The sequence below is a fragment of the Clostridioides sp. GD02377 genome (genome assembly GCF_045899875.1).
GTDB lineage: Bacteria > Bacillota > Clostridia > Peptostreptococcales > Peptostreptococcaceae > Clostridioides > Clostridioides difficile_A.
The window spans coordinates 236184-249967 of record NZ_JBJODA010000001.1; the positions used below are offsets into that span (position 1 = coordinate 236184).

General features: G+C 28.6%; 16 protein-coding genes. All 16 read right to left on the reverse strand.

The genetic code is table 11. From position 1 onward, the window contains the following. Entirely contained in the window at window positions 1–1206 is a 1206-nt protein-coding gene (gene xseA / locus Q3304_RS01115) for an exodeoxyribonuclease VII large subunit (protein ID WP_054269709.1), read from the reverse strand. After that, window positions 1203–2273: an O-sialoglycoprotein endopeptidase gene (locus Q3304_RS01120; RefSeq protein WP_054269708.1), complete on the reverse strand. Its 1071-nt coding sequence runs from the start codon at window positions 2271–2273 to the stop codon at window positions 1203–1205. Before Q3304_RS01120 ends, xseA begins: the two co-directional genes overlap by 4 nt. Further along, window positions 2257–2763 (reverse strand): transcription antitermination factor NusB, encoded by a 507-nt coding sequence (gene nusB, locus Q3304_RS01125; RefSeq protein WP_054269707.1) that lies wholly within the window; start codon window positions 2761–2763, stop codon window positions 2257–2259. The genes Q3304_RS01120 and nusB overlap by 17 nt, the downstream gene beginning before the upstream one ends. A gap of 85 nt (window positions 2764–2848) precedes the next feature. Further along, window positions 2849–3211, reverse strand: a complete 363-nt coding sequence (locus tag Q3304_RS01130; RefSeq protein WP_021383951.1) for an Asp23/Gls24 family envelope stress response protein — start codon at window positions 3209–3211, stop codon at window positions 2849–2851. Between the two features lie 109 nt (window positions 3212–3320). Next, complete coding sequence (locus Q3304_RS01135) at window positions 3321–4007, reverse strand: SpoIIIAH-like family protein (RefSeq protein ID WP_054269706.1); 687 nt, start codon at window positions 4005–4007, stop codon at window positions 3321–3323. Between the two features lie 26 nt (window positions 4008–4033). Continuing rightward, window positions 4034–4588, reverse strand: coding sequence for a hypothetical protein (locus Q3304_RS01140; protein WP_054269705.1), 555 nt, complete (start codon window positions 4586–4588; stop codon window positions 4034–4036). A gap of 11 nt (window positions 4589–4599) precedes the next feature. After that, the gene (locus Q3304_RS01145) at window positions 4600–5217 is read right to left on the reverse strand and encodes a stage III sporulation protein AF (RefSeq protein ID WP_407813330.1); all 618 of its coding nucleotides are present in this window, start codon (window positions 5215–5217) and stop codon (window positions 4600–4602) included. A 54-nt stretch (window positions 5218–5271) separates the two neighbouring features. Further along, complete coding sequence (gene spoIIIAE / locus Q3304_RS01150) at window positions 5272–6477, reverse strand: stage III sporulation protein AE (protein ID WP_054269703.1); 1206 nt, start codon at window positions 6475–6477, stop codon at window positions 5272–5274. 84 nt (window positions 6478–6561) lie between these two features. Continuing rightward, window positions 6562–6939, reverse strand: coding sequence for a stage III sporulation protein AD (gene spoIIIAD, locus Q3304_RS01155; protein WP_003428424.1), 378 nt, complete (start codon window positions 6937–6939; stop codon window positions 6562–6564). A gap of 23 nt (window positions 6940–6962) precedes the next feature. Further along, on the reverse strand, window positions 6963–7160 hold the full coding sequence (gene spoIIIAC, locus Q3304_RS01160) for a stage III sporulation protein AC (RefSeq protein ID WP_009888937.1): 198 nt from the start codon (window positions 7158–7160) through the stop codon (window positions 6963–6965). 17 nt (window positions 7161–7177) lie between these two features. After that, complete coding sequence (locus Q3304_RS01165) at window positions 7178–7699, reverse strand: stage III sporulation protein AB (protein ID WP_054269702.1); 522 nt, start codon at window positions 7697–7699, stop codon at window positions 7178–7180. Next, on the reverse strand, window positions 7689–8657 hold the full coding sequence (gene spoIIIAA / locus Q3304_RS01170) for a stage III sporulation protein AA (RefSeq protein WP_054269701.1): 969 nt from the start codon (window positions 8655–8657) through the stop codon (window positions 7689–7691). Before spoIIIAA ends, Q3304_RS01165 begins: the two co-directional genes overlap by 11 nt. A 220-nt stretch (window positions 8658–8877) precedes the next feature. After that, window positions 8878–10863 (reverse strand): fructose-bisphosphatase class III, encoded by a 1986-nt coding sequence (locus Q3304_RS01175; protein WP_054276248.1) that lies wholly within the window; start codon window positions 10861–10863, stop codon window positions 8878–8880. A gap of 88 nt (window positions 10864–10951) precedes the next feature. Beyond that, window positions 10952–11491: an N-acetyltransferase family protein gene (locus Q3304_RS01180; protein WP_407813329.1), complete on the reverse strand. Its 540-nt coding sequence runs from the start codon at window positions 11489–11491 to the stop codon at window positions 10952–10954. 210 nt (window positions 11492–11701) lie between these two features. Next, window positions 11702–13009, reverse strand: a complete 1308-nt coding sequence (locus Q3304_RS01185) for an APC family permease (RefSeq protein ID WP_407813328.1) — start codon at window positions 13007–13009, stop codon at window positions 11702–11704. A 21-nt stretch (window positions 13010–13030) separates the two neighbouring features. Continuing rightward, complete coding sequence (locus tag Q3304_RS01190) at window positions 13031–13756, reverse strand: gamma-glutamyl-gamma-aminobutyrate hydrolase family protein (RefSeq protein WP_407813327.1); 726 nt, start codon at window positions 13754–13756, stop codon at window positions 13031–13033. Window positions 13757–13784: the final 28 nt, after the last annotated feature.

A 13784-nucleotide genomic window follows, 5' to 3' on the forward strand; every position in this document is an offset into this window, starting at 1 on the left:
CTATACCTCTTTATTTTCAATTTTATCTATCATACATTCCAAATTTCCATCTTTTAAGACTATCTCTATGTTATCTTTTGTTTTCAATCCTTTTATACTGTTTATTACTTTTCCATCTTTTTGGGCTATGCTATAACCTCTATCCATAGTAGCTAATGGACTTAAATTATGAAGTAATGCTCCAATCTTTATTAGTTTCTCATCTTCCAATTTCAAATTATTTTCTATTCCAAAAATTATTTTATCATATATTTTATCTAATTGTATAACTTTATCTTTTATTGTATAAGAATCTAAATAGTTATTTATCTTGTTAAATGCTGATTCTAACCTGTATTGGTCTAGCTCAATTTGATTTGTAAGAGACTTACTCATTCTACTTTTTATATTTCCAAGTTTGTAATTTATATCATCTAACGATGGAGTAGCAATCTCTGCTGCTGCGGATGGTGTTGGTGCTCTCATATCAGATACAAAGTCACAAATAGTAAAATCAGTTTCATGCCCAACTGCTGATATTATTGGAATCTGAGAATTAAAAACCTCTCTTGCTACCATTTCATCATTAAAAGACCAAAGCTCTTCTATTGAACCCCCGCCTCTACCAATTATAAGTGTATCAACATTCTTCATATGATTAAAAAATCTGATTGCTTCACATATTTCTTCTGCTGATTTATCTCCTTGAACCGTTACTGGATAAAGCTTTATATTAATTTTAGGGTATCTTCTTTTTATAACATTTATTATATCTCTTATAACAGCACCTGTTGGAGATGTTATAACTCCAATTGAGTTTGGCATTTTAGGTATAGGTATCTTGTATTTAGAGTCAAATAAACCTTCTTTAGCAAGTTTTTCTTTTAATCTATTAAATTCTATGTGTAAATTCCCTATTCCCTCTATTTCAATTTCATTAATATATAATTGATACGCACCATCTCTTTCGTAGACCGATATGTATCCACTAGCTATAACTTTCACACCATTGTCTAATTTTAGATTACGATTAAAATTACTTTTAAAAATTACACAGTTTAACTTTGATGTTTCATCTTTAAGTGATAAATATACATTCCCACTACTATGAACCTTAAAATTGGAAATCTCTCCTTTAACCTTAAGATTAGAAAGTATTGGGTCGTTTATTAAAATTCTTTTAATATATGAGTTTGCTTCACTTATATCTAAAGCTCTTAGTTTCATACTCTTTCTCCTAAAAAGTTATTCAATCCTATTATAGCACACCCAACAGCATTATCAGTTGAATATTGTGGTTCTGTAAAATGAGCTTCTATATGTTTTTTTCTTAATTTTAGACTTAATTCTTTAAGAATATACCTACTTGCAGAAACTCCACCTGCAAAAACTACTTCATCTACATTATAAGTTTCACATAAATAAACTAAAGATTTAAACATATTTCTAACTACTGAATCTAATACTAATTTAGATACATATTCTTTTTGATTAGTATTATCTTTATTATCTTTTATAATCTTGTTTACCTGATTCTCTAATCCAGATAAATTCATATATCCATCTCTCACAGAAGTTTTCAGACCACTTTCTATTTTAAAGTTACAATTTAAAGCATTTTCATCTAAATATTTTCCTGAAGGAAACTTATACCCCAACTTAACTCCTACTCTATCTATAAGTTGACCAAAGCTAATATCTTTACTTCCTCCAATTATATCTATATTATATCCAAAATTATTGTATAGCTTACTTTTATCATCTTTTTTATTACTTATTCTGGTAATTGCACCTAAGCTACTATCCAATATATTATAATTATCATCCATTTTGTTTATTAAAAGTATCTCTGTAGTGCCACCAGACATATGAACAGAAATAAATCTATTATTATTTTTTAACTTACTATTTAATAAACTTGCTTCAATGTGATTTTCTTGATGAGTAGTCTCATAAAATCTACAACCATATATACTTGATAATAACTTTCCAAAATTATATCCTACATTAAATACAGGCATATATGAGTTTTCAACTGGTCTAGGTCTTATAGTTGAACAGACACCTTCTATATTAAACTTATCTTTAAATGACTTTACTCTATCACTTAAAAGCCCTAAATTATTTACATGCTGGAATACAGCTTCACTTTGTCTTAGTCCTTTTGTATTTTCTCTTACTTCTAGCATTATTTTCTCATTAAAGATAACTTTCTTATCTAAAGAGATAGCTGCTATAGAAGTAGTATAGCAGCTAGTATCAATTCCAATTATTATATTATTTACCGATTTCATCAACAACACTTCCCAATATACCATTTATAAATTTAGGAGACTTATCATCACAATATATCTTTGCAAGCTCTACAGCTTCATTTATTGACACTTTATTAGGAGTGTCCAAATAAGCTATTTCACATACAGATAATCTAAGTATAGACACATCTACCTTTGGCATTCTATCTACTGTCCAGTTTTTAGCATGCTTGTTTATTAACTCATCTATCTTATCATGATTTTCTTTTAGTGCTTTGCATACTCTGCTTATATAGTTTCTGTCTATAACATCTTCAAGCTTAGTATCTTCTAGCTTTAAATTTGCATTATTTGAATACTGAAGTGCAAGCTCTTCATATCTATTTATAATATGTTCTGAATTATCATTTAAAAAAGTATCTACTTTATCATCTAAAGTTTCAAAATCTTCCTTATTAATATTTATCTGGTATATAAGTTTCATTATATATTCTCTTGTTGTACTCTTTTGTGCCCTATCTTTTTTCATCAATCAAAATTCTCCTTTAAGTTTAATTATCTATATAAAAATCAAATGCCAACAAAAAACCCTCTGACTTTTCAGAGGGCTAATATTAATTTTTCTTAGTTGCTTTTGCTTCTTCTTTATCAACTTTATCTTTCTTAAAGCTGATTCCTTGAATGTGTATATTTACTTGAGAAACCTTCAGTCCTGTCATTGTCTCAACAGTATTTTTTACATTTTCTTGAACTTTAAAAGCTGTATCTGGTATTGACATCCCATATTTTATCATAACCATTACATCTAAATTAACATCCTCTTCTTCTATTTGTATTTTTACTCCATTATTTTTTAACAACTTATCTGTTAATGTTGCTGTAGTTTCTATGCCTTCAACTTCTAATGCTGCTAGACCAGCTATTGTAGCTATTACATCATTAGATATTTTTACTTGTCCAAACTTATTATCTTCCATATTAAAACTTACCTCCTGATTTTAAGGAACTATTTTTATAAGTATAATAATACCAAATACAAGTCTACTTTGCAAGAAAATAACCTCAGTTAATTCTGAGGTTTATTTTTTACTTTTTATTATTATTTGTAAGTTTAATATTTTCATACTTTACATTAGCTTGTTCTGCAACTAAGTCAAATATTTTTGCTGCATCTTTCTTATCTAATTTAGCTTCATTTACCACTACATTGACTTTACTATCACTTATATAAACTAATGCTTCTTCATATCCTTTTGTACTCAAGAGATTTTCTATTTGAAGTTCTTTTTCTTGAATTTTAACTATATTTAATTTCATATTAGAAGCTTCTTTTCTAGATTCTTCTGTTGTAGATGGATTATTTATCATTTCATTTAAATCTTGAACTAGTTCATTTCTTTGCTTTTCTCTATTCATTTTCATATCTAAAATATAAGATGCTTTTTTCATGTTTTTCTCAGATGATAGTTGTTCTTTTATTTCTTTACTTGTTTCAGTTACCTTTTCTTTTACTTTACTAGCTTTACTATCAACTATTTCTATATCAGCACTTTCTTTTGCATCTTGTTTATTCACATTACTAGAATCCTCTGTTTTACTACTATCACTATCATCAGTATTTTTCTGTAATTGAGCTTCTTCATATGCCTTAAACTCTTTTGATGTTTCTAATAAAGATTTCTTACTCAATTGATAATTTACTGTTCCTACTACAACCAACATTGCAGTTAAAGTTATTATTACAAATCCTCTTCCCTTATAATTAAACTTCATTCATTTATCCCCCCGGTTATATGTATTTATTTAGAATATATTTCTACTTGATGTCCAGCTACTTGTAATGATGTTTGTACTGCACTATAAAGTGTTTCTTTCACACTTGGGTCATTAGCTCCACTTGCTACTACTATCACTCCCTTTATCTTTGGCTCTGTAGTTTTTATAACTACAGGGTCACTTGAATTTGAAGTTATCATTGTTTTATTTTCACTAGAAGTCGTAACTGTTCTTTCTCCTCCTTGTGCATCTTTTTCCTCTGTTGTCTCTGTTGTTTGATTTGAATTAAAAGCAGGTTGTATTTCTTCACTTGATTCAAATGTAACCATTACATCAACATCCCCTGCACCATCAATTTTAGATAGTATTGTTGTTAACTTTGATTCCAAATCATCTTTTTCTTGTTCTTTAGTAACTTGTTTTTCAGTATTTTTGTTAGCCTCTGTTTTTCCAACTTGTTTATCGCTTTTGCTACTAGGAAAACAAGACAATAAGACTAATGACACCACACAGATTCCAGCTATAGTTATTAGTGAATATACCTTTCTCTTATCTTTGTCATTTAAGTTTTTCAACATTCTCCCAACTCCTATTTATCAATTTGTATATCTTCTATAGAAACATCAAGCACCTTTATTAAGTCATTTTTTAATTTGTTTTCATTTAGGTTCAGTTCATATTCTGTACCTTTTTTAAAAACTTGTTTAGAATTTTCTTTGTCATTAGAGTTTATGTTTTCTTCATCCTCTTTAGTACTATTATTTTTATTTTCTTCATCAATATTGCTATTACTTTTTGTACTATCATTTTTTTCTTTTATTTTTATATTATTTATATTTGCTCCGTTAAGCTCTATATCTTCTAAATCGTAACCATACTCATCAAGTTTCAATTTAAGCACTTCTTTTAAACCATCCTCATATCCTTTAGATAAACTATTGTTTCCAGTTTCTTTTGCTAAAGCATTTGTACTATCTACATATTGTTTGTTGTAGTTACCCATAGACTTCAAGATTCTATCTTCTAAGCTCATATCTTTTGAAAAAAATCCTACTACTGGAGTTATTACAATAAATACAAACATAAAGTTTAAAACTAAGTTGACATAAGGTTTTATCTTAGAACTTGGTAAAATCATATCTACTATATTTACTATAAATGCTCCTATTAAAACACTAACAATCCATGCCTTTATGCCCTCTAACATAGCTTCCCCCTCTCTACAAACTCTAAATTCGATGCAATTTTATATTGATATATATTATCCTTGACTTACGACACTTATCGATGTCAAGATAGCCACAGTTACAAAGAACATTATTGTTATGGCAATTACTGATGCTAGCATTATTATCATTAGATTTGCAACTTCATTTAAAAAATTAGATATCCCATCTTCTCCAACTGGCTCTACAATTATTGCAGCTAACTTGTACACTACTATTACTGATAAAATTTTTATAACTGGAAGTAAACAAATTCCAACAAGTAAGATAAGCCCTATTCCTCCAAATATATTTTTTATAAGCTGAGATGAAGATAATAGAATATCCACAGAATCAGATACAAATCCTCCAACAACAGGAATAAAATTACCTATAGCAAACTTAGCAGTCTTGACACTGAATTTATCAAAACTAGTTACATACAATCCTTGTATAGATACAAGTCCTAAATAAACGGTAAACATCGCCCCAATAGAAACATAATTTATTTGCTTTACAAAGGAGAAAAATCGTTTTAACCTTATATTTTTTGATAAATTGTTTATTATTAAAATACCAAATGCAACAGTAATTGATACAAATAAAAAGTTCTTGAAAAATACGTTTATAAATGTTACTCCTCCTATAAAGATAGGATTCAAAGTAGTAGATGTTATTGGAAATCCAATTAAAAGTAAAAATGTTATTAATATTGGCATTATAACTTGCATGAGACCTACAGTATGGTCTATTGCATCATAGCAAATCTGTAATACATCCTTAAATCCAACAAGTGTGAGTGATACCATTGTGATAAATATTATATATGTTGCGATTTGACTTACTGCACCTGATGAAAAAGAGTTTTCTAAGCTTTTTAAAATGGATGATAATAAAGCCAGTACTAAAATCACTGCTACTACCTTTAAACTTGCTTTAAATTCGTCAAACATCAATATCTTCAATCCATCTTTATTAAATAAATCTAAGATATTTTTTTTGCCACTAATTAAATCTTTTACAAACGATTTTAAATTAACATCATTAATAACTATTTCCTTATTTATATAGTCTTGTATTTCATTTATATCTAGCTTGTCTAACTGACCATCTATATATTTATCTATGCTATTTTTTGTTTCACCATATTCCTTATCTTCACTACTTGGTACTTCATTGGCGAATATCATAATAGCAAAGATATTTATAAAAAAGAAAGTAAATACAAAACCTATAATCATTGGTAAAAATCTTTTTTTCATAAGCAACCATGCCTCTCTTCACTCTATAAACCTCAATACAACGAAATCTCTTTAATATACCTATAGTTATCTTAAGATACACAACTATGGAATTATGTTCACTACCATTTCTACAATGGATAGAAGTATAGGGAAAGACATTGACATCACTATTATTTTTCCTCCAAACTCTAACTTAGAAGCAATGTTTCCTTCCCCACAATCTTTGCAAAGTTGTATTGCAAATTCCATTAAATATGCTATCCCAATTAATTTTATTATTAATGATATGTACATGGTTGGGATATTAGCTTTATTAGCTAAATCTTGTATGCTATCTACTATAAAGTTCAGCTTAAACATAACTGATAATAGTATTATTACTCCAGTTATTATAGCTATGAAATTTGCTATTTCTGGTCTATCTTTTTTAATTACTAAACAGAGTGTAGTTGAAATGATTGCAATTCCTATTAATTGCATTATTTCCAAATTACTCCCTCCCTTTAGTAAAGTTGAAACATTGTTCTTACAGTATTAAATAAATCACTTATTTCTGTTATTACCATTCCCAATACGATTATCACACCTGCCAATGTAGTAAGACCTGCCCAATCTTTTCTATCTGTTTTTTCCAATATCATATTCAATACTGATATTAGAATCCCAACGCCTGCAACCTTTAATATCAATGATATCTCCATAATAAACCTCCCCATATTTAAATCAATATAATACATATACCTATGCCTATAAATGTGACTAATTTTTTATACAATACACCTTTTTTGTTTATGTCATCTTTTGTCTCATAAGTCTGTTTTTTTAAATTTTCTATAGATAAATCTATCATTCTTTGTTGTGACTCTATATCACTTTTACCTAAAGTAAGTATTAGATTTTTTAACTCCTCAATTTCTTTATTACCTAGATAAGTCTCTTTGTTTAAAACATCAAGATTTTCTAATATTATCATTTCTAAAGTTTTGCCTTGTTCATTGTGAAGCTCTTCTGATACTTGAAGAAAAAACTTCCAAAAACAAAATTCTTTATTACCACCTATCCTCTTAAAAATCTCTTCCAATGTATAAAGTCCGAAAGATAAATCCATCCTTAATATTTCTAAAACTCTTATTAAATCATTTAATTGTTTATGTCTACGAGTATAAGTCTTGTATATGTGTTCACCTATCAAATAACTACTTCCTATTAAAAGAGCTATAATAATTATCTTAATTTGCAAAATACCATCTCTTTTCTTCTAAATCATAAATTTTTTCAATTGTTCCAGCACCTCTTTTTGCAGAAAGAATTATAACTTTTTTAAATAATTCTTTATCTAGAAGCCTATTTAATTCTTTTCTATTTTGTATATCCTCTATCGAATCTCCATGTACAGTAGTTATTAGTCCTATCCCTCCATTTAATGCTGTATATAATGCCTTTATCTCTTTTTCACTTCCAATCTCATCTGTCACAATAACATTTGGCGACATAGACCTTAAAAGCATCGTAATCCCCAAGTCTTTTGGGCAAGTTTCTATTATGTCAGTCCTTATCCCAACATCCATTTGTGGAACTCCTAGATAAGCACCTGCTATCTCATTACGCTCATCCACTAGAGCTACTTTTAAGCCTTTAAACCCATAATCCTCATTACCATTACTTAAATTCCTTACTATATCTCTTATTAAAGTTGTTTTTCCACATTGAGGTGGCGATATTATCAGAGTATTATTAATCTGATTTTTTCCATTTATGATATGACTTAAAATCTTATTTGAGCATCCAATGATTTCTCTTGATACTCTTATATTTAAAGACGATATATGCTTTATATTTTTGACTTGTCCATCTTCTACTATTGCTTTCCCAACTAATCCTACTCTATGCCCTCCTCTCAAAGTTATAAATCCTTTTTTTATATCATCCATAAATGAATGTATTGAGTATTTACATATTATTTGAAAAGTTTGCTCTACATCTTCTCTTGTCACTACATATGAGTCTTGTTGATTTAAATCGAGTGTCATAGTTTTTTGATTATAAAAATAATCCTTAGAGTTTGCATTTAGTATCAATGGTTTTTGTGAGCGTAACCTAATTTCTTCTATATTTAGATTATTGTTTGAGATTTTTTCTACCTTTTCTCTTATAGTTGTAGAAAGAGAGTTTATTATTTCATCAGAAAGTTTATTCATTTCTTGTCCTCCTCCTTTGTTTATATAATTCTATTTATAAAGGACAAGGAATATTACCAAAACATATACATTTTTTAAAATAATATTTATAAATAAAAAAATGACTCCATTTCTTTTGGATTCACTTAATACATAGACTCTATTAAACTACTATTATTAATCTTTATAAGATATTACTCAATAAAAAAGACACTTCAAATATGAAGTGTCTCTATAATAATTACATTTCTTTTATTAGTCCTTTTTTATAAGCCATTAAAAGTAGCTTTAAATCTTCTATTTCTTCTTGTATTTTTACTCCTTCATCGGTATCTCTCACCATTTTTCTCTTTGCCTTATGCTCTACTACAACAGTTGTCGATAAAATATCGCTTTCATTTGCAATAGCTTCCTCAGCAGAATTAAATGGTTCATGTGATACTAATTGTAGAGTTCTAGAATTATATATTAAAGTGTATCCAGCTATACCAGTCGTTTTTTGATACGCTCTAGAAAAACCACCATCTATAACAAGAATTTTACCATTAGCTTTTATTGGACTCTCTCCATTTTTACTTTCTACAGGTACATGACCATTTATTATATGTGATTCATCAAGTTCTAAATCAAATTCCTCAAATATTCTTTTACAAGCCATTTCATTTTCTCTAAGCTTAAAATAAGGGTTCTTATTTTCTTTATGAGTCTCTTTTTCTGCTATAAAGTATCTTTCAAATGTTGTCATATCATCTTTGCCAAATAATGATGAACATTTTCCAGTCCACAAATACCACATAATATCCATACCATATAACTTTTCTTCTGCCTTATCCTTAAAGAAAAACCCTTCTCTTGCTAGAGATTCCATTTTATCCATAAGAGCCTTACCTTTATACTCTTTTCCCATTATATTCATAGACATAAAACTTCCATCTTCATTTAATGGTACACATCCATGAATCAGTAAATTTAAGTTTGCCTTTAAATATATGCTTCCTTTAGAAAATAAAAACGAAACGTGTTTTTGTAATTTTTCACTACCTCTAAATGAGGATACCAATTTATCAATAACATTTTTTTCTTCTATTGTTAATTTGTATGGGTCTTTTTTGTCTATTGTAGGCAGATAAGTATCTTTTAATTTATATGTCTTTCCATTTAAAGTAATTGTACCTTCATCATAGTTTATCATATTAAGCAAAAGTCTATGTTCCATCTCAAATTCAGGTCTTCTTCTTATAACTTCACCTTCAAGCTTAAATTGGATTATACTTATTGCTTTGTGCATCTTAGCCATCAACGACTTTTCTGTTATTGTTACACTTTGGTCATTAATCTTTGGAATAAATTCTTTACAAGGGTCATCCTTATATGTATCTATAGCGAAAGTTGCTAGAGGTAATAGATTTATTCCATATATGTCTTCTACAATGTCTAAATTAGCATATCTAGCTGATATTCTAAGAGCATTTGCTATACAAGTTTTTTCACCTGATGCTGCCCCCATCCATAATATATCATGATTTCCCCATTGAATATCTACACAATGATGTTCAATAAGCTTGTCGACAATTATATCTGGTCTTGGACCTCTATCGTAAATATCTCCTATTACATGCAATCTATCAACAACTAATTTTTGTATGACTGTAGAAATAGCAATTATAAATTCTTTTGCTATCCCTATGTTGACTATTGTTTCAACTATACTTTTATAGTACTCTTCTTTATGTTCACTTTTGACATGCTCATGTAAAACTTCTTCTATTATGTATTTAAAATTTTCTGGCAAAAGTTTTCTAACTTTGGACCTAGTATATTTGCTAGAAGCATACTTACAAAGTTCTATAAGTCTATAAATATTTATTCTATAAAAATCATCTATATTTTCCTCTTGCTTAATTATTAGGTCTAACTTTTGTTCAGGATAATATACAAGAGTTGCCAACATCTTTTTCTCGCTATCTCTTATTGTGTTTGAAAACAATTCTTCTATTTTTCTCTTTATTACACCAGAACCATTTTTTAATACGTGCACAAATGGCTCATATTCGCCATGTACATCTGTTATAAAATGTTCTGTTCCCTTTGGAAGATTTAATATAGCCTCTAAATTTATTATTTCTGTACTTGCTTTTGATATACTTGGATATTGTTTTGATAATAACTTTAAATACTTCAGTTTGCTGTTTAAATAATCATCTGATATTTTACACAGATTTTTCATAATTCGTCCTCCAAAATTATATTAAGTTATATTCTTTTTTAATTATACCATACTTAATATACTTTTTTCGAGATAAAATGTACACTAATTATATTCCTAATAAAAGTGACATTCCTACTAAATCTGTATAAACACCATTATAATAACATTCTTTCTTTAATATACTCTCTACTTCAAATCCAACCTTTTTGTATAATCCTATAGCACTATGATTTTCTTCATTAGTAACAAGAGTTATTTTCTTAGTTATTCCATTTGATTTACACCACTCTATAAGGTCTAACATCAGTCTTTTTCCCAATCCAATTCCCCAATATTTTTCTTTTACAACAATTCCTAATACTCCAACATGCTTTCCTTTTGCTTTTTGATTAGAATCAATTGTCGCAATACCAACTATCTCACTATCTATAAATGCAATCAGTTTTACTGAATTATCAGATGATTTTACTGCTTCTATAGCATTTTCTTGTTCCTCTAATGATACTTTGTATTCATCTTTTCCAAATGAGAGAAAATGAGTTTCCCCTCCTACTTCATTATAAAAATCTATAATGTTTTGAGCATCTTCTTTTACTGCCTCTCTAATAAGTATGTCCACACCATTTTTTAAAGTTATTGTTGGCATAAATTTACCTCCTAACAAGTTTTTTATCTATAAACATAATACTATTGTTTTTAGCCTATTACAATATTTTTCATGTATTAATAACAATATAAGGTTATACTAAAATAAAAAATCAATAATATTTTAATATAACCTTATACATATTTATATATATTTAATTTTCTGCCAATATCCAACTTTATTTCAATTAAATTTTATAATATAATTAAACTATTTTTTTAATTCTTCTCCATAAATTTTTCTGTTATAAGACTTCATTATAAAATATAATGGTACTCCAATTGCCAATGCTCCTAATCCCATAATTAATTGATGCATAGATGCCTGGAATAACAGCCAAGTCCCAACGCATACTGCAATTAAAGGAATCACTGCTCCAAATGGAGTTTTAAAAGTACCTACTAATTCTGGTCTTTTCTTTCTAAATACTAATACTGATAAAGATGTTGGTATATACTGTATAAATCTAGCAACTGCACTTATTGCTGCTAATTCAGCAAAACTTCCAGATAAAGCTATTGGTATAGTAATTATCATAGTGGCTATTATTGCTACATATGGTGTACCTTTTTTATCTTTTCTTGCAAATAATCTAGGTAGCATTTTATCATCAGCCAAAGCTACACAACTTCTTGGATTTACGAAAGCACCACACATACAAATTCCTCCCACAGAAACCAGTGTACCAAAAGTTACCAATCCCGCACCCATATTTCCAAAACATATCCTTGCAGCATCTGCGACTGGTGTAGATGTACTAGATAATGAATCTCCTAGTATACCAACACATACAACTTGATTTAATATGTATATTATTGATGCAATTACTATTACACTTATAATTGCTATTGGTATATTCTTTTTAGGGTTCTCCATATCTTCTGCTGCAACTGCTATAGATTCAAATCCTGTAAATGAATAAAACATTAAAAGTGCTGCTGCCCCAAACTCTGTTACCCCAGCTCCTGGAGGTACCATTGTTGAAGTAGTAAAATTAACTCCTTTTATGAAGAATATACCTATTCCTATAAATAATATTAATGGAATTAGTTTACCTACAGTTATAACATTCTGTACAATTTTTGATAAAGATACACCTAATAAGTTTATAATTGTAAGACCAACTATCATAGCTACAATTATAATTTTCTGTATATGAGGGTCGCCTGCTGGAGCCCATACTGCTGACAATGATGTAGGAAAACCTACTATTAATGCTCCCCAAGATATACATCCTATTACCCATTTCATAAGACCTACTTCAAAGCCACAAAAATCTCCAAAAGCTTCTTTAGTATATACATAGGCCGCACCATTTTTATTAAATTTACCTGCCACCTCAGCAAAACAGAATGCCATTGACAAAACCAATAACATATCAAACATATATACAAATATACTTGCTACACCAAATGATTTCATTGCATCTCCTGGTAATAGGAAAACTCCAGCTCCTACAACTGCGTTAATACCTAAAAGTATAATACTTATTAATCCCATTTTATTCTTTTCGTTCATGTTCAATCCCCCCAAGGTATATTATAAATTTGAACAAATATTTATAAAATATTCAAACAATTTTCCCATCTTGTTACAGTACTCTACCATCATTTCTGGATGCCACTGTACTCCTACTACAAAATTTTCATCCTCTTTCTGAATAGCTTCTATTATACCATCTTTTGAATAGGCTATGGCTTTTAATCCTTTTCCAAGCTCATTAACACTTTGATGATGATAGCTATTTGTAAGTAATTGTTTTCCTAAGATTCCTTCTAAAATACTACCTTCTTTAACATCTACTTTATGAGTAGCTACATATCTCTTTGCAGATTGTGTATGTTTTATATAACTTCCTTCTATAAGATTATTATCTTGATATAAAGTTCCTCCTAAACTTACATTTAATATTTGTAGCCCCCTACATATACCTAATATAGGTTTTTTAAGTTCTAATGCTATACTTATAGCTATTAAATCAAACTCATCCACTTCTGGATATATAAATGTGGTTTCTTCTCTTGTTTCTTCTCCATATAATTGAGGATTAACATCCCAACCTCCAGATATTAAAACTCCATCAACCATCTCAATCTGTTTTTTTATAACTTCTTTATCTGTATTTACTGGAATTATAACTGGACTACCTCCACCTTTTAGTACAGCATTTATGTAATCATTATTTACATATGACCTTTCAAGACCTGGAAACATTCCATTCTCCATTATTATTAAATTTCCTAAAATCCCTATTATTGGTTTCATAATCAAGCTCCTAACTAATCGATTGTTT